23 protein-coding genes are annotated in these 25,231 nt (G+C 59.3%); 9 read left to right on the top strand and 14 right to left on the bottom strand.

Annotated features, from left to right (window positions below):
- Positions 1-2 precede the first annotated feature (2 nt).
- On the top strand, positions 3-842 hold the full coding sequence (locus tag ACFOOP_RS04570; RefSeq protein ID WP_379879683.1) for a cupin-like domain-containing protein: 840 nt from the start codon (positions 3-5) through the stop codon (positions 840-842).
- An 81-nt stretch (positions 843-923) separates the two neighbouring features.
- Positions 924-2,399, top strand: a complete 1,476-nt coding sequence (locus ACFOOP_RS04565; RefSeq protein ID WP_379879682.1) for an AMP nucleosidase — start codon at positions 924-926, stop codon at positions 2,397-2,399.
- Between the two features lie 9 nt (positions 2,400-2,408).
- Here the strand turns inward: ACFOOP_RS04565 and ACFOOP_RS04560 are convergent, their stop codons facing one another.
- The 7 genes from ACFOOP_RS04560 to ACFOOP_RS04530 form a co-directional block, all read right to left on the bottom strand.
- Positions 2,409-3,185 (bottom strand): glutaminyl-peptide cyclotransferase, encoded by a 777-nt coding sequence (locus ACFOOP_RS04560; RefSeq protein ID WP_379879681.1) that lies wholly within the window; start codon positions 3,183-3,185, stop codon positions 2,409-2,411.
- The gene (locus tag ACFOOP_RS04555; RefSeq protein WP_379879680.1) at positions 3,182-4,333 is read right to left on the bottom strand and encodes a dATP pyrophosphohydrolase; all 1,152 of its coding nucleotides are present in this window, start codon (positions 4,331-4,333) and stop codon (positions 3,182-3,184) included. The genes ACFOOP_RS04560 and ACFOOP_RS04555 overlap by 4 nt, the downstream gene beginning before the upstream one ends.
- Before the next feature lie 78 nt (positions 4,334-4,411).
- Positions 4,412-4,924 (bottom strand): DUF2141 domain-containing protein, encoded by a 513-nt coding sequence (locus ACFOOP_RS04550; protein WP_379879679.1) that lies wholly within the window; start codon positions 4,922-4,924, stop codon positions 4,412-4,414.
- Between the two features lie 179 nt (positions 4,925-5,103).
- Positions 5,104-6,315: a serine palmitoyltransferase gene (gene spt / locus ACFOOP_RS04545; protein WP_379879678.1), complete on the bottom strand. Its 1,212-nt coding sequence runs from the start codon at positions 6,313-6,315 to the stop codon at positions 5,104-5,106.
- A gap of 2 nt (positions 6,316-6,317) precedes the next feature.
- Positions 6,318-6,581, bottom strand: a complete 264-nt coding sequence (locus ACFOOP_RS04540; RefSeq protein WP_379879677.1) for an acyl carrier protein — start codon at positions 6,579-6,581, stop codon at positions 6,318-6,320.
- 46 nt (positions 6,582-6,627) lie between these two features.
- The gene (locus ACFOOP_RS04535; protein WP_379879676.1) at positions 6,628-7,548 is read right to left on the bottom strand and encodes an NAD-dependent epimerase/dehydratase family protein; all 921 of its coding nucleotides are present in this window, start codon (positions 7,546-7,548) and stop codon (positions 6,628-6,630) included.
- 70 nt (positions 7,549-7,618) lie between these two features.
- Complete coding sequence (locus ACFOOP_RS04530) at positions 7,619-9,406, bottom strand: fatty acyl-AMP ligase (protein WP_379879675.1); 1,788 nt, start codon at positions 9,404-9,406, stop codon at positions 7,619-7,621.
- 400 nt (positions 9,407-9,806) lie between these two features.
- Between ACFOOP_RS04530 and ACFOOP_RS04525 the strand changes: the two genes are divergently transcribed.
- The 3 genes from ACFOOP_RS04525 to ACFOOP_RS04515 all read left to right on the top strand — a co-directional run bounded on the left by ACFOOP_RS04525 (position 9,807) and on the right by ACFOOP_RS04515 (position 13,469).
- Positions 9,807-10,580 (top strand): sterol desaturase family protein, encoded by a 774-nt coding sequence (locus tag ACFOOP_RS04525; protein WP_379879674.1) that lies wholly within the window; start codon positions 9,807-9,809, stop codon positions 10,578-10,580.
- A 258-nt stretch (positions 10,581-10,838) separates the two neighbouring features.
- Positions 10,839-12,983, top strand: a complete 2,145-nt coding sequence (locus ACFOOP_RS04520) for a sodium-translocating pyrophosphatase (protein WP_379879673.1) — start codon at positions 10,839-10,841, stop codon at positions 12,981-12,983.
- Between the two features lie 84 nt (positions 12,984-13,067).
- Positions 13,068-13,469: a VOC family protein gene (locus tag ACFOOP_RS04515; protein WP_379879672.1), complete on the top strand. Its 402-nt coding sequence runs from the start codon at positions 13,068-13,070 to the stop codon at positions 13,467-13,469.
- A gap of 7 nt (positions 13,470-13,476) precedes the next feature.
- Here ACFOOP_RS04515 and ACFOOP_RS04510 read toward each other — a convergent pair whose 3' ends face one another.
- Positions 13,477-15,219 (bottom strand): peroxidase family protein, encoded by a 1,743-nt coding sequence (locus ACFOOP_RS04510; protein WP_379879671.1) that lies wholly within the window; start codon positions 15,217-15,219, stop codon positions 13,477-13,479.
- A gap of 234 nt (positions 15,220-15,453) precedes the next feature.
- Positions 15,454-15,924, bottom strand: coding sequence for a YMGG-like glycine zipper-containing protein (locus tag ACFOOP_RS04505; protein ID WP_379879670.1), 471 nt, complete (start codon positions 15,922-15,924; stop codon positions 15,454-15,456).
- Positions 15,925-16,108: 184 nt separating this feature from the next.
- Here ACFOOP_RS04505 and ACFOOP_RS04500 point away from each other — a divergent pair, with 184 nt between their 5' ends.
- Together ACFOOP_RS04500 and ACFOOP_RS04495 are read left to right on the top strand one after the other, a co-directional pair.
- Positions 16,109-16,831, top strand: a complete 723-nt coding sequence (locus ACFOOP_RS04500; protein ID WP_379879669.1) for an HAD family hydrolase — start codon at positions 16,109-16,111, stop codon at positions 16,829-16,831.
- Positions 16,828-17,874 carry a threonine aldolase family protein gene (locus ACFOOP_RS04495; RefSeq protein WP_379879668.1) on the top strand — a complete coding sequence of 349 codons (1,047 nt, stop codon included), beginning with the start codon at positions 16,828-16,830 and terminating at the stop codon, positions 17,872-17,874. Before ACFOOP_RS04500 ends, ACFOOP_RS04495 begins: the two co-directional genes overlap by 4 nt.
- Here ACFOOP_RS04495 and ACFOOP_RS04490 read toward each other — a convergent pair.
- Positions 17,871-18,464 carry a TVP38/TMEM64 family protein gene (locus tag ACFOOP_RS04490; RefSeq protein WP_379879667.1) on the bottom strand — a complete coding sequence of 198 codons (594 nt, stop codon included), beginning with the start codon at positions 18,462-18,464 and terminating at the stop codon, positions 17,871-17,873. The genes ACFOOP_RS04495 and ACFOOP_RS04490 overlap by 4 nt on opposite strands.
- 114 nt (positions 18,465-18,578) lie before the next feature.
- The gene (hemH, locus tag ACFOOP_RS04485) at positions 18,579-19,622 is read right to left on the bottom strand and encodes a ferrochelatase (RefSeq protein WP_379879666.1); all 1,044 of its coding nucleotides are present in this window, start codon (positions 19,620-19,622) and stop codon (positions 18,579-18,581) included.
- A 192-nt stretch (positions 19,623-19,814) separates the two neighbouring features.
- On the opposite strand from hemH, the gene ACFOOP_RS04480 reads away from it, so the two are divergent.
- Positions 19,815-20,807: a hypothetical protein gene (locus ACFOOP_RS04480; protein ID WP_379881506.1), complete on the top strand. Its 993-nt coding sequence runs from the start codon at positions 19,815-19,817 to the stop codon at positions 20,805-20,807.
- On the opposite strand, the gene ACFOOP_RS04475 is transcribed toward ACFOOP_RS04480, so the two are convergent.
- A complete protein-coding gene (locus tag ACFOOP_RS04475) occupies positions 20,804-21,163 on the bottom strand; it encodes a hypothetical protein (RefSeq protein WP_379879665.1) in 360 nt (119 codons plus the stop codon). The genes ACFOOP_RS04480 and ACFOOP_RS04475 overlap by 4 nt on opposite strands.
- A gap of 202 nt (positions 21,164-21,365) precedes the next feature.
- Here ACFOOP_RS04475 and ACFOOP_RS04470 point away from each other — a divergent pair, with 202 nt between their 5' ends.
- Positions 21,366-22,175, top strand: a complete 810-nt coding sequence (locus ACFOOP_RS04470) for an SDR family NAD(P)-dependent oxidoreductase (protein ID WP_379879664.1) — start codon at positions 21,366-21,368, stop codon at positions 22,173-22,175.
- A gap of 140 nt (positions 22,176-22,315) precedes the next feature.
- Here the strand turns inward: ACFOOP_RS04470 and ACFOOP_RS04465 are convergent, their stop codons facing one another.
- Together ACFOOP_RS04465 and ACFOOP_RS04460 are read right to left on the bottom strand one after the other, a co-directional pair.
- Positions 22,316-22,651 (bottom strand): UrcA family protein, encoded by a 336-nt coding sequence (locus ACFOOP_RS04465; protein ID WP_379879663.1) that lies wholly within the window; start codon positions 22,649-22,651, stop codon positions 22,316-22,318.
- A 258-nt stretch (positions 22,652-22,909) separates the two neighbouring features.
- A complete protein-coding gene (locus tag ACFOOP_RS04460; protein ID WP_379879662.1) occupies positions 22,910-25,204 on the bottom strand; it encodes an NADP-dependent malic enzyme in 2,295 nt (764 codons plus the stop codon).
- Positions 25,205-25,231 lie beyond the last annotated feature (27 nt).

Below are 25,231 nucleotides of genomic sequence, written 5' to 3'. Positions count from 1 at the left end.
CGATGGCGTTCGATCCCGCATGTCTTTCTGTGTTTTCGGCGCGCTATCCGGCTGCGGCGGCGCGGTTGCGCCACCATCTGACGGACCATCCTCTATTCGCCATGGACCGGCTGGTCGCGCTCGCCCAGACGCTGCCGGAAGCGTCCGTTGAATATAATTCCGGCGAGCTTCCCATTGGTCAAAACCCTGCGGAAACGCCCATGAACGGGCTGTCGGCGGAAGAAACGGTCTGCCGGATCGCGGAAAACAAGTCCTGGATCGTTCTGAAAAACATCGAACAGGACACGGACTATGCGGCGCTTCTTGAAAGCTGTCTTGCCGATGTGGCTCCGGCGGCGCGGGCTGCAACCGGCAAGATGCATATGCGCGAGGGTTTTATTTTTGTCTCTTCTCCTGGGTCGGTGACACCGTTTCATATGGACCCGGAACACAACATCCTCATGCAGGTGCGCGGAACGAAAGTCTTCACGATTTTTCCAAGCGATGCAGATAGTTTCCTCGGCGATGAGGCCCATGAGGTGTTTCATAAGCCGGGCGGACACAGAAACCTTCCTTACCAAGATGAGTATGAAGGCAAAGGCGACAAGATCGAGCTGGCGCCCGGCGATGCGCTTTATGTGCCGGTGAAGGCGCCGCATTGGGTGAAGGTCGGGCCGGATGTTTCTGTGTCGCTTTCCATCACCTGGCGCTCCGAGGCGTCTGACGCTGAGGCGCATTTGCGCCGGGCGAATGGCTGGCTGCGGGCGAGGGGTGTTGCGCCGCCGCGTCCGGGCGACGCCCCGCTGCGCGATCGCGCCGCCGTGCTGGCGTCCCGCGTCATTGAGCGACTTCGACGCTCCTGATCCTTTGATGTCCAGTGCGCTGGCTTCTGACGGCGCGGCGGTGTAAAGAGCGGGACTTTTTTTGATTTTCAGGAGGCAAGCATGGCGGAAATGCTGGATTTTGATGTCCCCGCCAGCGATCTCGTCGCCTGCGCCAGCCCGAAAGAGGCGACGGCGCGGCTCGAGGCGCTATATGAGGAAGCTCATGCGCAGATCCGAGCGCGGTTCGACCGGTATCTCGCCGGCGAGGCGGTCGATGATGTTAATCATGGCGAGGGCGGGGCTGTTTATCCCTATCTGTGCGCCGTGGTGCCGGCGGAGGCCGCGCCGCAGACCTCCAAGCTTGCTCTCGGCCAGATCGCCTCAGTAAGCGTGCATGGCGCCACAGTCACGCAGCCATCGCTGTTCTCGAATTATTTCGAAGAACAGCTTGCGCGGATCATGGACCGGTTTTCGGCGAAAGTTTATGTGGGCCGCTCTTTCACGCCCATCCCGCTCACCTTCGCGCTTGAGAAGGCGACGGCGAACCTTACGGCGGAAAAGCGCAACCATCTTCAATATCATTTCCATACGCCCAATCTCGTCTCCACTAATGACGATATTGTCGACGGTCATTTCATTCTGAAACGTCACGGCGCCATGCCCTTGTCGTTATTTACGGCGGAGCGTATCGATTATTCGCTTCACCGCATTCAGCATTACACCGCGACGAAGCCGGAGCATTTTCAGAATTATATTCTGTTCACGAATTATCAGCGTTATGTTGATGAATTCGTTGAATTCGCCAAAGCGGAAGTTGAGGCGGGCCGCGCCGAAGCGCTGATCGAGCCCGGCGACCGCGTCACCATGAAAGGCAAGGAGCCGAGCGCGCCGCCCACGGCGCGGCTGCCGCAAATGCCGGCCTATCATTTGGCCCAGAAGGGCCATGACGGCGTGACGCTGGTGAATATCGGCGTCGGCCCGTCCAATGCGAAAACGATCACCGACCATCTTGCGGTGCTGAGGCCTCATGTGTGGCTGATGATCGGTCACTGCGGCGGTCTGCGCCGGTCGCAGCGGCTTGGCGACTATGTGCTCGCCCACGCTTATCTCCGCGAAGACAATGTGCTCGACGATGTGTTGCCGCCGTCGGTGCCGCTGCCGACGCTTGCCGAAGTGCAGCTTGCGATGACGCAGGCCGTGCAGGAAGTGTCGAAAGTTGAAAAGCGCGAACTGAAAGAACATTTGCGCACCGGCACGGTTGTCACCACGGGCGACCGCAACTGGGAGCTTCGTTTTGAGCGCAACGCCGTGCGCCTCAATCAGGCGCGGGCCATCGCTATAGATATGGAATCGGCGACGATTGCGGCCAATGGCTATCGTTACCGCGTCCCGTACGGAACGCTGCTATGCGTTTCCGATCGCCCGCTTCATGGCGAAGTGAAGCTGCCGGGCATGGCCGATGCGTTTTATCAGGAGCGCATCAGCCAGCATCTCGATATCGGCCTTCGCGCGATTGATATCCTGCGCCAGGAAGCGCGCGGCGGCACGCTTCATTCGCGCAAGCTGAGAAGTTTTGATGAGCCGTTTTTCCGCTAGGCTTTTTAGTTAGTTCGTCAGCTCGACAAGTTCGATCTTGAAGAGCTTCGGCCAATATTTGCCGGTGACGTAAAGGACGCCGTCTTCACCGGCATGGGCGACGCCGTTGAGAACGTCCGTTTCACCGGGGACGATGTCTTCGGCTTCTAGCAGGCCGCGCAGATCGACGATGCTGGTAACGACGCCAGTCTCAGGATCGATCCTAACCAGCGCATTGGTCTTCCAGACATTAGCGTAGACGGCGCCATCGATCCATTCGAGTTCGTTGAGCTGCTTTAACGGCTTGCCGCGCAGCGTCACCTCGACACGGCGCTGTTCGGCGAAGTTGGCCGGATCGATAAAGCGCAATTGCGGCGTGCCGTCGCTCATGACGAGGCTTTCGCCGTCATAGGTCAGGCCCCAGCCTTCGCCTTTATAGGAATAGCTGTTCTTGAGGGCGAAATCCTCGGCGTCAAAGCGAAACGCCGAGCCTTCGCGCCAGCTCAGCATAAAGATATCGCCGTCTGCCAGCGTTGCGCCTTCACCGAAAAAGGATTGGGGCAAGTCGGTTCTGCGCATGACATCGCCGCTTGTCAGATCCACTTGGCGCAGGGAGGACTGGCCATATTGGCCGGTGGATTCATACAGTGCTCCGTCATGGAAAAAGAGCCCTTGCGTAAAGGCGTCTCGGGCGTGGGGATAGGTTTCAAGAATGCGGTAGCCATAAAGGATCGGCTCAGGCGCCTGCGCCGACGCGGCGCCGATCAACGCAACTAAAACGATACTGATAAGCCGGATTATCTTCACAGCGCTTTCTCATACATACGATAAGTTTTGTAAATCTCCGCGCCCATGTCGAGGAGCATGGTGAGCATGGATTCATTGCTTTCGAGTATCCATGACAGCTCAGAATGAACCACGCCGCGGGAGACATTGGCTTCCTGGGCCATGATGATCATTTTATAGGCGATCGCAGTGCCAACAGGTTTTCTTTGCAGCTTGCGGACAACGCCCATCAGCGGCATGCGCGCGCGCGGCACTGGCTGCATTTTCAGCCGCCATAACAGCTTCGCCCAGTTGAAGGGCAGCAACTTTCCGCCAAAATCGCGGGTGAGGTTGTTGACGTCAGGCAGGACCAGCGCGAACGCCGCCGGTTCGCCGTCATAATAACAGAACACAACATTATGTGGCGAGATGATCGGGCGCAGCTCCGCCGCCATATGCTCGATCTGTTCTTCCGTAAACGGAATAAACCCCCAATTATCGCTCCAGGCGTCATTGAAGATATGAATGACCCGTCTGATCTCCGCTTTGAAATCCGACATGTCGATGTTGCGAAACGAGACTTTGGGATTGGACAGCGCCTTGTCGATAAAGCGTTGGCGCTTTTCCGGCATCAATTGCGGGCGCGGCACATATTGCAGCGCGTGCATGTCCACGGCCTTGTGAAACCCTTCCGCCTCAAGAAGGCGCGCGTAATAGGGCCGGCCATGGGGCATCATCACATAAGGCGGCGTGTCGAAGCCGGAGACGAGAAGGCCTGTTTCCTCATTGATGCAGTTGTTGAAGGGGCCGAGGATCTTTGTCACGCCTTGGCTTTTCAGCCAGTCGCCTGCCGCCGCAATGAGCGCGTGGGCGACCTTCTGATCGTCGATGCATTCGAAAAAGCCGAAATGACCGGCGCCGTCCTGGTGACGGTCGAGATGTGACTGGTTCACCAGCGCCTGAATGCGTCCCGCCGGCGCGCCGTTTTTATAAGCGATCCAGCGTTTCAGTGGCCGGTCCTTGATTGACGGATTCTTGTTGGCGTCAAGCCGCGCCAAAAGCTCATATTCCAGCGGCGCCACATAATTCGGGTCGCCGGCATAGATGTCATTCGCCAGGCGGATAAAGGTTTTGAGATCGGCCGGTGTTTGAACGGCGCGGATTTCCAGCGCGGCGGTCTTGTCGAGCATGCGGGTTTCCTGAGCTGATATTGTCTCGCAGCTTAACGCGAATGAGGGTCTAGTAAAACGCAGCTCAAGCAAAGGCCGTCAATTAAGGTCTATATTGACATGGGCGGCGCTGTCCGCGCTGACGCTGAAAAGGGCCTTCTCCACCGGCGGCGGGGCGAACACGACTTTAGGATTGTTTGAAATCCCCCATGGCTCCGCGGGCAGGCCGAGACCGGTTTTGTCGAAATCGCCATTGGCGTTTTCATCGTGATAAGCCGAGAGCGCGAAAAGCCCGCTTTCCGGCGCATGCAGGCAGAGTTTCGTCACTGGCGCCTTGGCGGCGAACCTGACCTGATCGAGACGGCCGCGCCCGCGCAGAAAGCCTTCTTCCCTGTTCGGAAAGAGATCCACCGTGACGAGACCCACACTCTTCTTCACACCCGTGACAAGAACGCGGATTTCATTCGCCGCGCCAGTACAGCTGACATGCTCGAAGGCGAAATCCGTTTCACTCAGCTCCACTTTCTTGGCGAAAGCCGGCGCGGCTGCGCCCGCTAAAAATATTGCTGCGATGATCCCGACAGATTTCACTTTGGCCACCTCATCAAACATTTAACGCCAGCACTCACATAGTCGCTTTGAAGGCCGACCCTAGGGCTCAAATGCGGCGGTTTTGCGCCTGACGCATTTGTGACCACCGCGTTAGTCAGCCCCCTTAGCAAGGGTTTGCGACAGGGTTATGTCGCCGCCCTGACGGGCGTTCCGGGCTGCGGTGAGAACAGGGCGGCTGCTCAGGCGGCCCCGTCGACGCGCGCAGAAGGAAAAGCCTCGGCAAGCGCGCCATAGGCGGCGACAAGCCGGTCGATGTCCTCATTCGTATGTGCGGACGACACCGCCAGACGCAGGAGCGATTCCTTGCCCGGGGTGCCGGGCGGGATGGCCATATTTACGTAAACGCCCTGATCCAGAAGGAAACGCCATGCATCGAAGGCGTCTTCCCTGGTTGGCAGGAGCACTGAAATAACCGGTGCCGGCTTGGCGGCGAGGCGAAGGCCAAATTGCACGAAAGCGCCGTGAAGACGCCGCGCATTCTCCCAGAGTTTCTCGCGGATTGCCGGGTTCTCGCTGATATTGGCGAGCGCTGCTCCAGCCGAGGCGATTGTTGATGGAGAAGGCGAGGCGGTGAACCGGTAGGGATTGGAAGCGAACCGGATATATTCTGCTTCCGGATGATTGGACGCCATGAACCCGCCAATTGACGCGAGCGCTTTTGAAAAGGTGCCGGTGTAAAAGTCGATCTTGTCCATCACGCCTTCGGCCTCGGAAACCCCCTTGCCGGTCTCGCCATAGACGCCGAAAGAATGCGCTTCGTCGACGAGAAGGTGTGCGCCGTGTTTATGGGCGACCTCGACGAATTCCTTAACCGGAGCAATGTCGCCATACATCGAATACATGCCTTCGATGCAGACCAGCTTGCCGTTATATTTTGGATCGAGCCGGGAGAGGCGTTTATCAAGGCTTTCCGGATCGTTGTGGCGGAACCGGACGGTCTCCGCGCCGGAGAGCTGACAGCCGTCATAGATGCAGGCGTGGCAGTCTGCGTCGATCAGGACGACGTCTTCGTTGCGGTCCACAAATCCGGCGATTGCGCCGAGGTTGGCAGCATATCCGGTTGAGAAAACAACGCAGTTTTTCATCGAGAGAAAGTCTGCGATGTCACGCTCGAGTTTTGTATGCCCGGCGAAGGTGCCGTTGGCGACGCGCGATCCGGTGGTGCCGGTGCCGTCATGGTCAAGGGCTTCTTTCGCCGCCGCAATCGCCCTGGGTTCGAATGTTTGTCCGAGATAATTATGGGTGCCCGCGAGCACGGTTTCGCGGCCTTTAATCTTGGCGCGCGTCGGCCCTAGCACCTCTTCCATAACCACGGTGAAAGGGTTTTTTCCTGCTGCGGACAGTTGATCCAAGAGCGCCGCATTCTTTTCGAATTTGTCAAACAGGCTCATTGTCAGGTTTGTTCTTTCTTGATCTTGTGAATGGCGTCCACAAGCTCGCCAATGGTCTTGATCTCGGAGATCGTGTTGACCGGAATAGAAATGTCGTAATTATCCTCGATATCCATAACGACATCGAGAAGGGAAACGGAATCGATCTCGAGATCCGCAATGATGTCGGTCTCGCGCGTCAGTTTCACGCCCTTTTCGTTGAGCGGCTCGAGGAGCGCTGTGATTTTGTGGAATACGAGATCGTCGTCTTCCTGAATGCCGGACATGAGTGTATCTCCCTGGCGGCGTCGAACGTTGTCGCGCCGCGTCCGATTAAAGCAAATCGTGTTCTTGATACCAACAGGCGGTTTTTGCAAATCCTTCTTTCAGCGGTGTCTTGGGCCTCCAGTCACAGGCCGCATCAAGGAGGTTTTCCCGTGCGACCCAGTCGGGATGAAAAAACTCATTGATCTGGCCTTCCCGCACGCTGGGCGTGTGTCTGAGCGCGCCTTCCACCGTTCGCACAATCCCATGATAGCCCGCGATCAGGGGCCGTGGAACCGCAATCGGGCGGGGCCGCTTGCCAAGAACATCGCCCAGGGCCGCGCCGATTTCGCTCCAGGCCCAGCCTTCCGGGCGCTCGTCGCCAACCTCATAGACGGCGCCTGAAGGCGCGTTGACGGCGGCGAGCAGCGCCCCTGCGGCGTCCTCAACATAAAGGATCGAGGCGCGGGCCGCGGGATCGGTCTTCGGCGCTAGGGCGAAGCCGGTTTTGACCAGCTTGAAAAAGGGCAGGGTCACCATGTCCCGGGGGCCGTAAATCGCCGGCAGGCGCAGCGCCCGCCAGTCGCCGCCGGGCTCCGCGACAGCGCTTTCGCTGTCCGCCTTGCTGCTGGCGTAGGGCGAGACATCGGGCCGGCGCGCCGACATGGAGGAGGCGTGAATGAGTTTCGCGCCGGCGTCTTTGGCGGCGCGGGCCGCCGACCGCGCGCCCGCAACATTGACGCGTTCATAATCGGCGCGCTCGCGCGCATGGGTGAGCCCGGCGAGATGGAAAAACACATCCGCATCCTTGGCGAGCGCGGCGAGCGCGGTTTCATCCTCAAGCGGGCCTTTGACGGCGCGCAGCTTGCCGGCCTGCGGCAGCCGCGCCGGATCGCGCGCCAGGGCTGCAACGTCCCAGCCTTCTTGCAAAAGCAGATCAATAAGCGCGGCGCCGACAAAGCCGGTGCCTCCTGTTAGCGCAGCTTTCATTCTGACTTCCGGCGGCTAGAGCGTTTTCAGGAAAAACAGATACCGTTTTTCCGCCGAAAAAGCGACCAAACTAGACGCGCGCTTCAGCGAGCGGGCGCGGCTCTTCTTCTTCGCCTGCGTCTTCGGTAAAGGCGCCGCTTTGATATTTCTGTTTCACTTTCGCGCGTGACAGTTTGCCTGACGACGTCATCACCATTGAGTGCGGCCGGGCGAGCACGATTTCCGCCGGCGCGCCCACTGCGTTTTGCACGACGCTGGCGATTTCACGTTTCAGCGCCGCCAGCGCTTCGGCGTCCATGCCCCGGCGTTCCGCGACGACGACAATGCGTTCGCCACGGCCGTCATCGACGGAAAAGGCGGCGACGCCGCCGCCGCGCACGCCAGCGACTTTTTCAACCGCCCACTCGATGTCTTGCGGCCAGATATTACGGCCGTTGATGATGATGAGATCTTTGGCGCGGCCGGTAATCACAATCTGACCATTGAGGAAGTAGCCCATGTCGCCAGTGTCGAGCCACTCGCCGTCATACATCGCGTTGGTGGCGTCAGCGTCGGAAAAATAACCCGGCGTCAGGCTCGGCCCCTTGATGAAGATGCGGCCCACATGGCGCTCGTCGCAAAGCTCGCCATTCTCATTGCGCACGATGATCTCATGACCCTCAAGCGCGCGTCCGCAAAGGACGAAGCCGCGTGTGTTTTCCGGCGATGTCAGCGCAGAGGCGGGCTGGGCGACGCCAGAGCGCGTATAATGACGCATGTCGACTTCATCGACGGTCACCGGCGCGCCAAGCTCAGGGAAGGAAATCGCGAGCGTCGCTTCGGCCATGCCATAGCTCGGCGTGAAGGCGTTGCGATTGAAGCCGACCGGACCGAAGGCGTCTGCGAATGCGTTCAACGCTTCAGGGCGCACCATGTCGCCGCCTATGCCGGCGACACGCAATGTGGAAAGATCGATTGCGCCGGGCTCGGCCCGGCCGGAACGCTTCGCCGCGAGATCATAGCCGAAAGACGGGCTGTAGGTGATCGTCGTCTTGAGGTCGGTCATGATGCGAAGCCACAGAAGCGGACGGCGCACAAAGTCCGAGGTTGCAAGGAAATCAACCGGCACCTGCGCGGTCATGGGCGTCAGCACAAAACCGATCAGGCCCATATCGTGATAGAGCGGCAGCCAGCTTGTCGCGCGGTCGCCGGGCTGCAGACCCATGCCATGACGCGCGATCGCCGTCAGGTTAGCGCAGACCGAACGCTGCATGCCGATGACGCCCTTGGGCGCGCTTGTCGATCCTGACGAGTATTGAATGTAGCAATAGTCGTCCGGTCCGAAGCGCTGCGGTTCGGCGCCGTCGCCGTCAAGCGCATCGAGACCGACGAAGCTGTAAACGGCTGCGCCGCCGGCTTTGTCCGCCGCTTCGTCTAGGAATTCGCGCAAGGTTTCCGGTCCGATCGCGGCGGCGGCTTTCGCGCCTGCAATCATCTGTCGGATCTGGTTGATATAGCCGTCCTTGCCGCCAAGATTGACGGGCATCGGCATGGGCGCAGGAATAAGGCCCGCATACTGACAAGCAAAGAACGTGACGATGAATTCAGGGCTCGTCTCGGCGATGACGGCGAGTCGGTCGCCGCGTTCGAATCTGCCGGCGAGCTTTGCTGCGAGCGCGAGCGCTCGCTCACGCAATGCGGAATAGGACAGCGTAGCGGCGACATCGCCGCGCAGGTTGAAGAAGGTGTAGCCAGTCTCGCCTTGTGCGGCGTAATCGAGCGCGTCGCAAAGAGTCGCAAAGCCGCTGAGTTTCAGCGGCAGCGCCTCATTGCGGATCGGCAAAGCCGTCTGCTGCTCCGTTTGCTGACTGACGGTCATGATACGCCCCGCACTCTCTCCGGCTATCCCGGCTCTTTAACCGCCGGACGGAAAGCCGGCCTGCATGCGCCGCAAGCAGCGCGTCATGGGCGTATGCCCCTCGCCCCAACCCATGACATTAGCCATATGGTTCCGGGTAATCTTGAGCCGATACAAGGCCTTGGGTCAACGGGCAAGCCCTAGATGGGGTTTGACGGACCCTCAGCGCTTCAAGATTTGCGGCCGGATATTACAGCATGTTGCAAAGCGGGCACGATAATTGATCGCGCATCGCGGTTTGCGACGCTCTGGCTTCTTGAACCGCCGGGGCGGCAGGCCTAATTTCGCGACGCAAGGCGCCGGTCACGATCGCCGTTGCAGGTTTGGATTTTTGACCCACTGACCCCCCGAGGAGCGCCTGATGCGCCTGTTTATTGGCTATAAAGCCTGGAAAGAGGAAGAGTATCTCCTCAACCGGATGACATTCGACGACCTCGTAAAGGCCTATGTGACCTATCCGGCGATCCAGGTGTATGCGCTGATCCTGATCGCGGCGGTGACGGCGGGGGTCGCCACGATCCAGTCTATCCCCTTGTTTTTCCTTTCACTTGTTCTCGGCGCGCTGATTTTCCCGATCGCCTGGTACATTACGCACCGCTTCATTCTGCATGGAAGCTGGATGTATAAGACCCCCTGGCTCGCCGGGCTGTGGAAGCGGGTCCATTACGACCATCACCGCTATCCCAATGATTTGTCTGTGCTTTTCGGCGGCCTCCATACGACGTTGCCGCCAATATTGCTGATCGCCGGGCCTGTGGGCTGGCTCATCGGCGGACTGCCCTGCGCCTGTGCGGCGGTGGCGGGCACGGTCACGATGACCATGTACACGGAATTCCTTCACGCCGGAGAACATCTCGCCTTCGAACCGAAGTCGAAATTCTGGCGCGACATCAAGCGGCGTCACCTCGCCCACCACTTCCACAATGAAAACGGCAATTACGGCATCGCCGAATTCTTCTGGGACCGGACGTTCGGCACGTTCTATCCTGAAACGGCGGATGCGCCGCGCAGCGCCACGGCACGCAATCTTGGTTACACAGACGAAATGGCCGAGAAGTTTCCTTGGGTAAAAGAGCTGACAGAGGCCGAGGCTGGTCCGCGTAAGGCAATGCGCAATCGTGGCGCGGTTTCATAGGATTTCTTGTTTGCGCTCTTTCTCCGGCGCACATGGAAATCTCCATTGTTTATTCCCCAGCCCCCGGATCCGACCCCGGCGGGCTGTGCTGCGTCTCGCCCTTGTAACTTTTAGTTGATTTTGCCCAAGGGCTTTGTCAGGTTTCGCGCCGACATCAACTAGGGGGCTGGTTGAAGCGCGCGCGGGGAGTCCATCCCGTTGCTGCGGCCATGCCGGCGGCCATCAATCAAGAAAAATTTTTTCAGGAGAGGTTAAGACATGAGCTTAGCGCTTTGGCTGGTCATTGGGGCCGGCTTGCTTGCCATCGCTTACGGCGCATTCACCGCCAATAAGGTCTTGTCGCTGCCCACAGGCACCGACCGCATGAGAGAAATCGCCGCCGCTATTCAGGAAGGCGCGCAGGCCTATCTCAACAAACAATACACAACCATCGCTATCGCAGGCGCGGTTGTGTTCATCGTTCTTCTGCTCGCTTTCAAACTCGATTTTGTTCCGGCGTTCGGTTTCGCGATTGGCGCGGTTCTTTCTGGCGCCGCCGGGTTCATCGGCATGCTTGTTTCCGTGCGCGCGAATGTGCGCACAACGCAGGCGGCAAGCGAGAGCCTCCAAAAAGGTCTTTCCGTTGCGTTTGACGCAGGCGCGATCACCGGCATGCTTGTCGCCGGCCTCGCATTGCTCGGGCTTGTTTCCTATTACGCGATCCTCACCGTCGGCATGGGCCATGCGCCTGAAAGCCGTTCGGTAGTGAACGGCCTGATTGCCCTGTCGCTTGGCGCGTCGCTCATCTCCGTGTTCGCGCGTCTCGGCGGCGGCATCTTCACCAAGGGCGCAGACGTTGGCGGCGACATGGTCGGCAAGGTTGAAGCCGGCATTCCCGAAGACGATCCACGCAACCCGGCGACGATCGCTGACAATGTCGGCGATAATGTGGGCGATTGCGCTGGCATGGCCGCCGACCTTTTCGAAACCTATGTCGTCACCGTTGCGGCGACGATGGTGCTGGGTTCGATCCTTTTTACCGCCGACGCTGCGCAGTTCATGTTCTACCCGCTCGCCATCGGCGCGGTCTGCATCCTGACCTCTATCGCCGGCACGTTCTTTGTGAAGCTCGGTAAAGGCTCCACGAACATCATGGGAGCGCTTTACAAAGGCCTTATAGTCACTGGCCTGACTTCGCTTGTCGCGGTCGGGATCGTGACGTTCCAGATGTTCGGTTTTTCTGAAACCATCGGCCAGACGGAACAGGGCGCGCCCTTCACCGGCCTCTCGCTGTTTCTTTGCGGTGTGCTTGGCCTTGTCGTTACGGGTCTCATCGTCTGGATCACCGAATATTACACCGGCACCGCCTATCGTCCGGTGAAGTCAGTGGCGAAATCGTCGGAGTCCGGTCACGGCACCAACGTCATTCAGGGCCTTGCTGTCTCCATGGAGGCGACGGCGCTGCCGGCGATCGTCATCGTTGTGGCGATTGTCACCGCCTATAATCTCGCAGGCCTTTTCGGCATTGCGACGGCGGTGACGACCATGCTTGCGCTCGCCGGCATGATTGTCGCTCTCGACGCCTTTGGTCCGGTTACGGACAATGCGGGCGGCATCGCGGAAATGTCGGGCCTTGAAGGTTCAGTCCGCGACACCACCGACGCCCTCGACGCTGTCGGCAACACGACCAAAGCCGTCACCAAGGGCTATGCAATCGGTTCGGCGGGCCTTGGCGCGCTAGTGCTGTTTGCAGCCTACACCAAGGATATTGAGCACTTCATCACGCTCGCCAATGCGCCCGGCTCCACCGTGCATCCTTATTTCAAAGGCATGACGGAGCTGACCTTCTCGCTGTCTAACCCCTATGTGATTGCGGGCCTTCTGATTGGCGGCCTGTTGCCTTACCTCTTCGGCGGCATCGCCATGCAGGCTGTCGGCCGCGCAGCGGGCGCTATCGTTGAGGAAGTGCGCCGCCAGTTCAAAGAAAAGCCGGGCATCATGCAGGGCACCGAAAAGCCGGACTATGCGCGCGCGGTGAATATGCTGACGGGCGCTGCGATCAAGGAAATGGTCGTGCCGTCAATGCTGCCGATCCTGTCCCCGCTCGTCGTCTACTTTGTCGTGCTGGCGGTCGCCGGGAAAGTCGCGGCCTTGTCCGCGGTCGGCGCCATGCTGATCGGCGTCATCGTCACCGGCCTCTTCGTCGCCATCTCCATGACGGCCGGCGGCGGCGCCTGGGACAACGCCAAGAAATATATCGAAGACGGCCATCACGGCGGTAAGGGTTCCGAAGCCCACAAAGCCGCGGTGACCGGCGATACGGTGGGCGACCCATACAAGGATACGGCGGGCCCGGCGGTAAACCCGATGATCAAGATCACCAATATCGTTGCGCTTCTGCTTCTCGCGGCGCTCGCCGGTTAAGCGGTACAACATAGACGAAAAGAAAAGGGCCCCATTCGGGGCCCTTTTTGTTATAAGAAGCCGTCCAAGGAGAAGGGATAAACCATGACTGAAACCGCCCGCGCTTTTTTGATGTTTGTCGGCGACGCAGAAAAAGCGCTTTCGCTTTATGAAAAGACTTTCGCCAGCGCCGAGATTGTTTCCGTCGAGCGCTATGGTGACGAAAACGAGGCCATGAAGGGCCAGATCAAATTTGCTGAAATGCTGCTGGGCGGCCAGCGCTTCATCCTCAATGACACGCCGCCCGTGCATGACTTCACCTTCACTCCGTCCATGTCCATCTTCGTCGATGTGGAAACTGAAGTGGCTTTGGACTCAGCATTCGCCGCCCTGTCGGCAGACGGGAAAGTGATGATGCCTCCGGACAATTATGGCTTCAGCGAAAAATTCGCCTGGGTGTCGGACCGTTTCGGCGTCTCGTGGCAGATCAATCTTCCAGCTTCGTGAGCGTTGATCAATCCACGTAAAACACGTTTTTCGGAATCTCGCGGCGTTTGATCGACGTGTTCCGTAAAATGACGTCCGCGAGCGTGGTTTTCTTGACCATATTCTGTTCCACGCGGGTCAGGTCGCGCTCCCACCAGAAGCGGTCATGATCGCGCAGCGCCGAAAACTGCATCACGACAATCGCGCGGAATGTTTCGCCAAGCTGCGAGCCCTGACGCGCGAGGGCGTCCTCGGAAATGCCGCCGACCCACAGATCGACTTCATCCACATCGCCATAGGCGAGGCGCAATTTTTCCTGCAGTGCAGGGTCTGAGGTGATGTCGTCGAAATCCTTATGCGGCTTCAACCCGATGGCTTTGCGCACATCGTTGAGGCAGGGCAGGCCGCGATCGCGACCGCGCTGGATATTCAGCGAGGCGAGATCGAAACCGCCTGCGCCCGGCGGTCCGAAGAGAAAGTTTCTGAGATCATCAACAATCATGTTATCATAGGTCTGGCTTTCTTGCGCAGCGAGTCCGCGCAGAACCGGATCGATGTCATTGCGTTTTTTCAGGAGCAAGGGCGCGTTGAAAAACGCGTCGCGCAGGGGCAGGTGGCCCGCAGGGATTTCATTGCCGCGCCGATTGACGCGCATGATCCGGGCATTGATCAGCGTATGGCCAAGGCGCCAGGCGGCCCCGGAAAATTCGGTGAAAAGACCCGGATCGCCGGGCGTGTAACCGCCATAGCGCGGTAGGGGGCGCTTGCCGATCAGGGCGGGGAGAAATTCGTCATAGGTGATGATCTGGATTTCCGCGATCACCATGCGCCGCGCGGCCTGAAAAACGTCGTCGCCTGAAAGCCACGGCCGCGTACGCCGGATATGATCGGCCCAGCGATTATGCTCACGCACAAACAGCGTGTGCATGACGGTCAGCCCCACCTGCTCGTTTGAGCGTACATCGCCGGCGACAAACAGGTCCGCCGGATCAATCGGTCCTTCATTGGCGTTTGGAAGAAGGCTTGTGTTGAAGGGCAATAGATCGCCGGCGCTGGTTTTCAGGCGGCCTGTGCCGTCATTGGCGCGCAGCGCCGCCGCGCGTTCGTTGCTGGAGCCGTAAACTTGCGATCCGTCGAGCCAGGAGGTGATCTCGTTCATCTGCTCGCGTGGATTGGAAAGATCGGTGCCCGTCTCTTCGTCGAAAATGGCGCGGTCGAACCGGATCCATTTGTTCCCTTCGGAGAACGGATCGAAATGCGCATCGCCCAGGGGAACGGGAATGTCATGCGAGCGGTCGTCCGATTTAACGCCGTCGCCCAGCGCAAAATCATGATCGATGAACTGTCCCCACTGCCACAGGAAGTCGCTGGTGCCGAACGGGTTCGGATAGGATTGGCCAGCCTGATCGACGACAATATTGGAGATTTCCCGTGGGCTTTTGCGCAACGGGCCCGACATGCCGGAAATTCCGTCTGAATAGTCGTTGGGCATCATCCGGATCAGCTGTGAAAAGGCGGCGCCGGCGGACGGGTCGCGGCGGTTATTGCCCGAGCCGTCAAAGCTCCTGACCTCACGTCCCTGATGGAAGGCGGGCGCCGCTGGTCCCAGGCGGTCGCGTAGGCGCGCCTTCACCTGCGCCTTGACGTCCCGTTCAATATTCTGCGCCGGGGCTTGCGTGTCGGCGCGGTAATCCTTGTCCTTGCGGGCGTCGGCGCCCGCACTCATGATCAGCGCCGCCGCGCTCGCGCCCAATAAAATTCCTACCCGCATGGTCCGCCCCTAACGCAAAGTCCCTTACTTCGCGGCACTATCCCTCTTTTTAGGGGCTGTTTTCAAGGAAAAGCGGCGCCGCGAGCATGAAGTTTCGTTGACGTGCGCGCCTTAAAGGCGAGGCGTGCTGAAGACTCACACGCGGGGGGCGCAGGGCTTGAATGACTAGAACCGGCGACAAAAAAGCCAGCCGCGTTGAGGCGCGACCGGCTTTCAGCGTTGGGTGGTTATAGTCTAGTCAGCGAGACATTCGGCCAGCGCCGCGTCATAGGCGGTTTTTTGCTGCTGATAGTAAGCGCTCTCCTGCGCATAGCGCGCATCGGCCTTTTGCTGCTTGTCGGCTTTCACCGCCTGACCGCCTGCGGCGCCCGCTGCGGCGCCTGCGGCTGCGCCATAGCCGGCCTTATCGCCAATCACTTCACCGGCGACCGCGCCAATTGCGGCGCCCACGGCCGTGCCTTTGAGCACCTGTTTATTGCCCGCGTCCTGCTGCACCGGAACGGGGGTCGTCGCCGGATCAAAGCCGGTTTCCGCAGTCGCGAAGCTGCGGCAGTTGCGGGGCTCACTGGCGACGACGGCGCTATCGGCTTCAAATGCGGCGGTTTGCGCGCTTTCATCTTCAAACGCGCCTGTCATCGCGGCGCCAACAGCAGTGACCGCCAGCGCGGCGCCAATTCCCGTTGCGATAATCAAACTCTTACGCATGGCTAACTCCTATGTTCTGACACCGATGGTGGGTGCAGACGCGCTGCGCCCCCGGCGATGGAGCGCAAACGGTTGCGCTGATGGAGAGTTCCGCAAAAACATTTTTATGGGTCAGTCAGCCATGGCGTTTACGGTGTTTTCCCAATAGACAAGCGGCTCACGCAGAAAAGATGAAATATCGGTCATGACGCCTCAAACGGGAATTTCTTTCGACGCTATTATCTTTGATTGTGATGGCGTGCTGGTCGATTCAGAGGTGCTCTCGATCAAGGGGGAGCGCACTGCGCTTGAGGCGTTCGGGATTTTTTATTCGCCTGAAGACTATGTGCGCAAATTTGTAGGTCTCCATGACCGCGCGTTTTTCGATGCGCTGCGCGATGATTATCGCAAGGCCCATGACCGCAACGCGCCGGAAGGTTTTGAAGAGCAGATTCTGGAAGGCCGCCGTCGCGAGCGGCACTTGCTGACGGCGGTCGCTGGCGCTGATGTTGCGCTTAAAAAGGCGCGGCTCTATGCGCGCGCGATTGGCGTCGCTTCATCCTCGCGCGCGCATTTTCTGACGTCGAAGCTTGAACGGACCGGGCTTTACGATCTGGCGCACCCGCATGTTTATTCCGCCGATCTTGTCGCCCATGGTAAGCCGGCGCCGGATATTTTCCTCTATGCAGCGGAAAGGCTCGACGTCGATCCCGCACGGTGCCTGGTTCTTGAAGACAGTGAAAACGGGGTCAAAGCCGGTGTCGCAGCGGGTATGACCGTTTGGGGGTTTCTTGGCGGCGGTCATATTTTCGATGGCCATGGGGAGCGGCTCCTCAATGTCGGAGCGGCGCAGCTTGCAAAAAATTTCGCCGATTTCACGGATCAACTTGACGCGCTTTATCAGAACACCGAACACTCAGCCTTATGAGTTTTGCATCGGACAATTGGGCGGGCGCCGCCCCTGAAATTCTGGACGCCATTATACGCGCGAATGATGGCGCAGCTCCCGGCTATGGCGGGGACACGCTGACAAAAAAGGTGGAGGCGAAGTTCGCTGAAATCTTTGAACGCGATTGTGCGGTTTATTTTGTGGCGACCGGCGGGGCTGCGAACGGTCTTGCGCTTTCGGTGATGACGCCGCCTTACGGCATGGTGCTGTGTCATGAGGAAAGCCATGTGCAGATGGATGAATGCGCCGGGCCGGAGTTTTTCACCGGCGGCGCCAAGCTGCTTCCCATTGCCGGCGAGAACGGCAAGCTGAGCGCCGATGCAATCCGCAAGACATTAAAAGGATTTCCTCACCGCCCGCCCCATGGCGCCCCCGCGAGCGCCTTGTCGCTGACCCAGGGAACCGAATGCGGGACGCGTTATTCCGTAGATGAAACGTCTGTGGTTTGCGCCGCCGCGTGCGAGGCGGGCTTGTCCGTGCATATGGATGGCGCGCGTTTCTCCAACGCGGTCGCTGCGTCCGGCGCCAGTCCTGCGGAACTGACCTGGAAGGCTGGCGTTGACGTCCTTTGCTTCGGGGGCACCAAAAACGGATGTATTGCGGCGGAGGCGGTGATCTTCTTCGACCGTCACCGGGCCATGGATTTTGAATTCATGCGCAAGCGCGCCGGTCATCTGTGGTCGAAAATGCGTTTTATCGCGGCGCAGTTCGACGCTTATCTCGAAGACGGACTGTGGCTGAAGCTGGCGTCCCATGCGAACGCCATGGCGCAACGGCTCTCCTCCGGCCTTGCTGCGATTAATGGCGTCTCGATCATGTATCCAACGGATATCAACGAGCTTTTCGTGACCTTTCCGGATGGCGTTGCGGATAAACTCCGCGACGGCGGCGATATTTTCTATCCCTGGATCACGCCCGGCGATCCGGCGGACGGGCGCGGCCACCGGCTCATCTGTTCGTTTCGAACGACTGAGGAAGAAGTGGACGAGTTTTTAGAGCGTGTCAGAAAAGTCTGCGATTAAGCCTCTTTCGACCACCACCGCCGGGTTGTCCAGCCGAGCAGCAATACGAACAGGATTGCCGCGCCGAGCATCATCCAGCCGAGCCATGGCTGGTCGGTCATTAACGCGCCGATGGAAACAAAGGCGTAGATCGGCGGCGCCATACCGATGGCGGACGTCCATAAAAACGTGCGGAACGGAACCGGGGCCACGCCGGAGCCGTAATTGACCACCGTATAAGGGATCAGCGGTATCATCCGTATCAGGAGTAAAAAAGGCGTTCCGCGCTTTTTCACGGCGTGCTCGAAATGAGTGAGACGCTCCGCTGACATGAAGCGATGGACCAGCGGCCGGGCGATCGTGCGGGCGAGGAGAAAAGCGAGCGCGGCCGCAATCATGGCGCCGACCCATGTGAGGACGAAGCCTTCGGCGCGGCCGAAAACCATGCCGTTGGCGACGGCCACAGTTTCAGCGGGCAGAGGCAGGAAGGAAACAATGACCATGGCGGCGACCGCCATCACCGGCGCCCATGGCCCCATCTCTTCGATCAGCGCCTCATAACGCTCGCTGTCCCACAGAAAAGACCAGAAGGCGGGATCAAGAAATTCCATGCAGCGATCCCCTTGTTTCGCGATCTGGTGGAAAGCCCATGATGGCGCGGCTTTTCCCCGTGGCAAGCGTTCTCTCGGCGAGCCGCCGCGGCAGCAAGACAGGACGAGGACCGGTTAGGCGGTCCAGCCCGCGGTCTCGCGGCGAGCGATGGTTTCGAGGAGCATGGTCATTTCCGGCGCATCATTGAGGCAGGGGATGGCGGTGAATGCCTCGCCGCCCGCCGCCGTAAAGGTCTCGCGTCCGGCGATGTCGATCTCTTCAAGGGTCTCAATACAGTCGGCGACAAAACCCGGCATGATGACGCCAAGCTTTTTCACGCCCTCGCCGGCAAGGCGTTTGATCGTATCTTCCGTTGCGGGCTCCAGCCATTTTTCCCGTCCGAATTTCGACTGGAACGCCAGCGGCGCAAAATCCTCCGTCCACCCCATTCTCGCCCGCAAGAGCCGCGCGGTCTTGGCGCAATGGCAATGATAAGGATCGCCGAGATCGAAATAGCGCTGCGGCAGGCCATGGAAAGAAATAACCACGCGCTCCGGCGCAAAATCCTGAGCGGCAAGATGACGGCGCGTCACGGCGGCCAGCGCCTCGATATAATGCGGCTCGTCGTGAAAGGCTGGCGCGGTGCGCAGCGCCGGTTGCCAGCGCATGGCTTTGACGGCGTCGAAGACGGCGTCCGCGACGCTGGCGGTCGTCGTCGCGGAATATTGCGGATAGAGCGGAATGACGAGAATGCGTTCGCATCCGCTCTCTTTCATCGTCTCAAGGCGCGAGGCGACGGACGGATTTCCATAGCGCATGGCCCAATCCACGGTGACGCCGTTCAGCCGCGCCGCGAGACCTTCCGCCTGCGCGCGGGTGTAATAGCGCAAAGGGCTCTCATTGCTTTCGCTGCGCCAGATCTTGGCGTAGTTGCGCGCTGTCGCCGCTGGGCGGACATTGAGAATGACGCCATGCAGAATGGGCAGCCACAAGGCGCGGGGCAGATCCACAATGCGCTCGTCGCTCAGAAATTCGCTGAGATAGCGGCGCACGGCGCCAGGCGTCGGTTCGTCGGGCGTGCCGAGATTGACGAGCAGAACGCCAATTTTCGAAGGGGCGAGCGGGGGGTGATCCGCCGGCAAGGGAGAGGGCGCGCGCCCGTCTGTTTCCGTCATCATAACTTCTCTGTTCGCTTTCTTTGCGATCATTTCTCTGGTGAATTGACGATTTCCACCAGCCTTGTGGCAAAATCCGCCCCTTTGTCACAATAGTGAAACATAAAAAATAGAGGGTGCGCGCGACTTTGTGAGGCGGCGCTCTCGGTGCGCCGGACCTGTATCACGGCGCGGCCGGAAAAGGCAGACATGGATATTGATATCGGATTTTGGGCCGCCATCGGCTTTGCTTTCGCAGCCTATGCGGTCGTCGGCAATGACGCGCTGCAGACCCTCGGCACCTTTATCAATTCAAACCGCCGCCTTCCCTGGTGGGCGCTGTTTCTGTTCGCCTCCACCGTGCTCGTGATTGTCTTCGCCTATGGCTACATCACCAATGGCGGGGACCCGTCCTATGGGCGTCTCAACAATGTAGAGAAATATCCGATCCTGCAGCCAACCTGGTATTACGCAATTCCGCCGTTAGTGCTGGTCATCATCACGCGGCTCGGCATTCCGGTTTCGACGAGCTTCATGATCCTGTCGATCTTCGCGACGCTCGACGGCATGTATTCCATGCTGATCAAGTCGCTGATGGGTTACGCCGTCGCTTTCGTAACCGGCGGCGTTATCTATGTGGCGCTGGCGCCGACGCTGGAGCGCTGGTTTTTGAAAACCGCCGAACAGCAACACGCGCCTGTCTGGGTGTTGCTGCAATGGATATCCACGGGCTATCTCTGGTCTGTCTGGCTGATGCAGGATTTCGCCAACATCTTCATTTTCCTGCCGCGGGGCGTCGATGCGTCGGGCGCGCCTGCCCTCAACCCTTATGAAGCCAGCATCGCCATCGGCGGCATTATTGTTCTGCTCGCCTACACCTTCTGGAATGGCGGCGGTCCGGTGCAGAAAGTGCTGAAGTCGAAAACGAACGTCACCGATATTCGCTCGGCGACGATTATCGATTTCACCTATGCGTCGCTGCTTTTCTACTTCAAGGAAGTGAACAATATCCCGATGTCGACGACCTGGGTGTTTCTGGGGCTGATCGCCGGCCGGGAATTCGCCATCGCGACGCTGGATAAAATCCGCTCGCCCGGCGACACGGCGAAAATCGTTCTGACCGACATTGGCAAGGCGACGGTCGGCATCATCATCAGCGTTGTGCTGGCGCTTGGCTTGCCTTTTGTGGCGCAGTCACTCGCCGGCTAATCGCTCGGAGCCGTTCGGTCTTTCGCCGGTTTGAATTTCGCAGCCTTGTCTTTGACGCGGTAGCGCGCCTCGTCCTGACGGCGAAAACGGCGCCGCATCGCCTCATCGTCATCTTTCTGGGTGTATGTCGCGACGGACTTCTGCGCTTCGCGGCTGTCACGCAGTCCAGCCGGTTTGCGCGCCGTGCGATCTTTCAGGCGATATGAGGGGCGACGGCCATGTTTGACGAGATCGGGATCATCCTTGAGCGCGAGAAGCCCCAAAAGGCCATCGGAACGGGCCTCGGCGTTGCGTAGATACCAGATGATAACGACGGCGAAACTCGCGACGATCAGGAAAAATTCGATGCTGTCCATGGCCGTTCCATCATCCTTTCGCCGCCGATGATAGTCCCTCTTCCGGGGGCAAGGAAATATCAGGCGGCGGCGCAGTTTACCATGCAAGCTCCATGCTACGGCATGGTCAGACGTTAACCCTGAGCGTTTTCATGGACCGCCTGTGCGGATCAATCTAGACAGGCTGTCTTACTGAGGCTGGCATTGGGCAAGGATGGACGCCATGAAGTATAACGGAAAATGGGCGCTGATCACGGGCGCTTCGGCGGGCATCGGCGCGACTTTTGCGCGATCCTACGCCGCGAGAGGCGCCAATATCATTCTCGTGGCGCGGCGCGAAGACCGCCTCAAGGACCTCGCTGGCGAGCTTGAAAAGGCTCATGGCGTCAAGACCCGCATCCTCGCAGCCGATCTTTCGGAGCCCTCCGCGCCGCAGATGATTTTCGATGCGCTGTCGGCGGAAGGAACGCCGGTCGACATCCTCGTGAACAATGCGGGCTTCGGCATGCCCGGCGCCTATACCGAGAATGACTGGGCGCAACATCGCGCCTTTCTGGAGTTGATGGTGACGTCCTATGCGCAGATGACGCGGCATTTTCTGCCCGGCATGCTGGAGCGAGACTTCGGGCGCATCATTCAGGTGGCTTCACTTGCGGGGCTTGTTCCCGGCTCGGCGGGGCATACGCTTTATGGACCGTCAAAGGCGTTTCTTGTCAGCTTCGCGCAGTCGATTGCGGCGGAATGCGATGGGATGGGCGTGCATTCCACGGCGCTGTGTCCGGGTTTCACCTATTCGGAATTCCATGATGTGAACAACACGCGCGGGCTGGTCTCGCAGCTGCCAAAATACATGTTCATGGAAGCCGAGCCGGTGGTCGAGGGCGCGATTGAGGCGGTTGAAAACAAGCGCGCCGTTTATGTGCCGGGCGCTTGGAACAAATTCGCCGCCTGGCTGGCGCGCACGCTGCCGCGCTCTGTCGCAGAGCGAATGGTCAAGAACCAGTCAGCGCGGTTTCGCAAGAAACAGAGTTGATAAATGGGGCGGCTTCGCCAGCTTGCGATCGGAAAACGCCGTCTGCCGCCAGCGTTTCAGCGTCGCCAGGCAAGGCTCGGAGGCTCCCCACACGGCGACTATAGTCTTTTTATTGCAAGGCTGACGAAGCCTGCGCCGGCCTATTTCGCCGACGCAAATTGAGACGCGCCATTTTGCGCATGCATTCTGTTGAGGCGGGAATCGTTGATGCCCGCGATCCAGTCCTCGACGAGGGTCGCTTCGCATTGCGCCGCGGATTGCTTCGCGTAGAGCGCGCGGGCGGCATCGGCGCCGCAGACGCTTTCGGCGCGATTTTCAATGCGCTTGTACAGACTGCCTAGGCTGGCGGTTGATTGCAGTTCGCTCTGCTTGTAGCTGAATTCGGCATGATCGCCCGCATGTGCGGCGCCAAGAATGGCAAAGCTGGAAACAGCGGCGATAGCAATAGTTTTGAAAGCGTTTGAGTTAAGGGGCATGGGGTTTCTCCTTTGGCGATTTCGCCTTTGTTGTTGAAACTGACCCGCGCCCCGCGGCCACAAGGCCGCCGGATCGCACTCACGCGTCCTTGGCCTTGATGAAAATATAATAGGAATACGGATGATTTTTTGAAAGCCGTTTCGCCGCGTGCGTTGAACGGTTCGTCGAAAATTACTTCGTAAAAAGCGAACGAGGTGCGTTTAAGAAGATTTAATGACAGATCTGTGCGCCAGTCGCGCACAAACTGCCAAATGCGCTTAAGCGGTCTTTTCAGCCCAGTTGCGGTGCTCGGCGTCAAGCTCATACGCCGCCATCGCCGCCAGAGTGACCAGATCGCCCACGGGCGCGCCGACCTGCGCAATCTGCACTGGCCGTTCAAGGCCGATGAGAACAGGTCCGAGCACCAGAGCGCCGCCGACTTCGCCAAGAAGCTTGGTTGAGATCGCAGCGGAATGAACGCCCGGCGTGATCAGCACATTGGCTTCGCCTTTGAGTCGTGAGAACGGATAAATCCCGCGCACATTTTCATTCAGCGCCATGCGCGGCGTCATCTCGCCTTCATATTCAAAGTCGACATCAATGCGCTTGTCGAGAATTTCCACAGCGCCTGCGACCCGGCGCGAATGCTCCGTATCGGGATTGCCGAAATTCGAATAGGAAACGAACGCGACCTTTGGCGGGAAACCAAGATGGCGCGCCGCATGGGCCACCTGCATGGCGATTTCCGCAAGGTCTTCCGGGCCGGGAAGTTCGGTGACATTTGTGTCGGCGACAAAAAGCGTGCGGTTCTTGGTCAGAATGATGGAGACGCCGATCATGCGTTCGCCGGGGCGGGAGTCGAGCGCGAGGCGGACATTCGACAAGGCGACATCATAATGCCGGGTGACGCCTGTCACCATGCCGTCGGCGTGCCCATGGGCGAGCATGCAGGCTCCATAGACATTTCGGTCCGTGTTCACGAGGCGCACGGCGTCGCGGTGAAGGTAGCCTTTGCGCTGAAGACGCTTGTAGAGGTATTCCGTATAAAGATCGCTATGTTTGGCGGTGCGCGAATGGTGGATCTCGAAATCCGCGTCTTCGGGCAGGCCCGCGTCTTTCAGTCCCTGACGGATATATTCCTCGCGCCCGATCAGGATCGCCTTGCCAAGCTTTTCCTGCTGGAAGCCGTATGCGGCGCGAATGACCGATTCTTCTTCGCCTTCAGGGAAGACGACGCGCTTTGGCGTTTCGGCGGCGCGCAGCGATGAGTAGATGCGCTGCAGGAAGGAGGCGGCGGGGTCGAGCCTTGCGGCGAGGGTGTTTTTGTATTTCGTAAAATCTTCAATCGGTTTGCGCGCGACGCCGCTATCGACGGCTGCCTTGGCGACGGCGGGGGGAATCTCCGAAATCAGGCGCGGGTCGAACGGCGCCGGGATGATATAGCCCGGACCGTATTTGAGGCGCTTGCCATAGGCGGCGGCGACTTCGTCAGGCACGTCTTCACGGGCGAGCTTGGCAAGCGCCTGGGCGCAGGCGATTTTCATTTCTTCATTGATGGTGCGCGCGCGGGCGTCGAGCGCGCCGCGGAAAATATAAGGAAAGCCCAGAACATTGTTCACCTGGTTCGGATAATCCGAGCGCCCGGTGGCGATGATCGCGTCGTCGCGCACCGCCTGAATATCTTCGGGGGTTATTTCCGGATTCGGGTTCGCCATGACAAAGACGATGGGGTTCTTCGCCATGGATTTGATCATGCTTTGGGAGATCGCGCCGGCGACGGAAAGGCCAATGACAACATCGGCGCCGTCCATGGCGTCGGCGAGGCTTTTCTTGTCGGTCTCCACCGCATGGGCCGAGCGCCACTGATCGAGCTGGCGGCCCTTGGTCAGGATGCCTTTGGAGTCGCAGACAAAGGCGTTTTCATGAGGCAGACCCATGGCCTTGATCAGCCCGATGACGGAAAGGGCCGACGAGCCGGCGCCGGAAACCGCGACCTTGATGTCCTTGATAGACTTGCCGGTGACGTCGAGCGCATTGAGAAGACCCGCTGCGGCGATGATCGCCGTACCGTGTTGGTCGTCATGAAAGACGGGGATATCCATCAGCTCTTTGAGGCGCTGCTCGATCATGAAGCTTTCGGGCGCGGCGATGTCTTCGAGATTGATGCCGCCGAAAGCGGGCCCGAGATAACGAACCGCGTTGATAAAGGCTTCGGGGTCTTTGGTGTCTACTTCGATATCGACGGAGTCGATGTCGGCAAAGCGTTTGAACAGAACCGACTTGCCTTCCATCACCGGCTTCGACGCCAGCGCGCCAAGATCGCCCATGCCGAGGATCGCCGTGCCGTTGGAAATGACGGCCACCATATTGCCCTTGGAGGTGTAATCGTAAGCCTTATCCGGATCCTCTGCGATGGCGCGGACCGGCGCAGCGACGCCCGGAGAATAGGCGAGCGACAGGTCTCGCTGGGTCGACATCGGCTTGGTCGGCGTGATTTCCAGCTTGCCCGGCTTGCCGCGGCTGTGAAAATCGAGGGCTTCCTGATCGGTGTATTTGGTCGAGCTTTCGTCCATGGGGGCGTTTTCCGCTGTTCTGGTGTA

This window comes from Hyphococcus aureus (assembly GCF_042643165.1).
GTDB classification, from domain to species: Bacteria; Pseudomonadota; Alphaproteobacteria; order Caulobacterales; family Parvularculaceae; genus Hyphococcus; species Hyphococcus aureus.
The sequence above is the reverse complement of the archived record's forward strand: the minus strand, read 5'-3'. Positions and strand labels throughout refer to the sequence as shown.

Bases quoted from the DNA above. Each gene is read 5' to 3' on its own strand.
- ACFOOP_RS04570 (WP_379879683.1), top strand. From the start codon at position 3: ATGGCGTTCGATCCCGCATGTCTTTCTGTGTTTTCGGCGCGCTATCCG.
- ACFOOP_RS04565 (WP_379879682.1), top strand. From the start codon at position 924: ATGGCGGAAATGCTGGATTTTGATGTCCCCGCCAGCGATCTCGTCGCC.
- ACFOOP_RS04555 (WP_379879680.1), bottom strand. From the start codon at position 4,333: ATGCTCGACAAGACCGCCGCGCTGGAAATCCGCGCCGTTCAAACACCG.
- ACFOOP_RS04550 (WP_379879679.1), bottom strand. From the start codon at position 4,924: ATGTTTGATGAGGTGGCCAAAGTGAAATCTGTCGGGATCATCGCAGCA.
- spt (WP_379879678.1), bottom strand. From the start codon at position 6,315: ATGAGCCTGTTTGACAAATTCGAAAAGAATGCGGCGCTCTTGGATCAA.
- ACFOOP_RS04540 (WP_379879677.1), bottom strand. From the start codon at position 6,581: ATGTCCGGCATTCAGGAAGACGACGATCTCGTATTCCACAAAATCACA.
- ACFOOP_RS04535 (WP_379879676.1), bottom strand. From the start codon at position 7,548: ATGAAAGCTGCGCTAACAGGAGGCACCGGCTTTGTCGGCGCCGCGCTT.
- ACFOOP_RS04530 (WP_379879675.1), bottom strand. From the start codon at position 9,406: ATGACCGTCAGTCAGCAAACGGAGCAGCAGACGGCTTTGCCGATCCGC.
- ACFOOP_RS04525 (WP_379879674.1), top strand. From the start codon at position 9,807: ATGCGCCTGTTTATTGGCTATAAAGCCTGGAAAGAGGAAGAGTATCTC.
- ACFOOP_RS04520 (WP_379879673.1), top strand. From the start codon at position 10,839: ATGAGCTTAGCGCTTTGGCTGGTCATTGGGGCCGGCTTGCTTGCCATC.
- ACFOOP_RS04515 (WP_379879672.1), top strand. From the start codon at position 13,068: ATGACTGAAACCGCCCGCGCTTTTTTGATGTTTGTCGGCGACGCAGAA.
- ACFOOP_RS04510 (WP_379879671.1), bottom strand. From the start codon at position 15,219: ATGCGGGTAGGAATTTTATTGGGCGCGAGCGCGGCGGCGCTGATCATG.
- ACFOOP_RS04505 (WP_379879670.1), bottom strand. From the start codon at position 15,924: ATGCGTAAGAGTTTGATTATCGCAACGGGAATTGGCGCCGCGCTGGCG.
- ACFOOP_RS04500 (WP_379879669.1), top strand. From the start codon at position 16,109: ATGACGCCTCAAACGGGAATTTCTTTCGACGCTATTATCTTTGATTGT.
- ACFOOP_RS04495 (WP_379879668.1), top strand. From the start codon at position 16,828: ATGAGTTTTGCATCGGACAATTGGGCGGGCGCCGCCCCTGAAATTCTG.
- ACFOOP_RS04490 (WP_379879667.1), bottom strand. From the start codon at position 18,464: ATGGAATTTCTTGATCCCGCCTTCTGGTCTTTTCTGTGGGACAGCGAG.
- hemH (WP_379879666.1), bottom strand. From the start codon at position 19,622: ATGATGACGGAAACAGACGGGCGCGCGCCCTCTCCCTTGCCGGCGGAT.
- ACFOOP_RS04475 (WP_379879665.1), bottom strand. From the start codon at position 21,163: ATGGACAGCATCGAATTTTTCCTGATCGTCGCGAGTTTCGCCGTCGTT.
- ACFOOP_RS04470 (WP_379879664.1), top strand. From the start codon at position 21,366: ATGAAGTATAACGGAAAATGGGCGCTGATCACGGGCGCTTCGGCGGGC.
- ACFOOP_RS04465 (WP_379879663.1), bottom strand. From the start codon at position 22,651: ATGCCCCTTAACTCAAACGCTTTCAAAACTATTGCTATCGCCGCTGTT.
- ACFOOP_RS04460 (WP_379879662.1), bottom strand. From the start codon at position 25,204: ATGGACGAAAGCTCGACCAAATACACCGATCAGGAAGCCCTCGATTTT.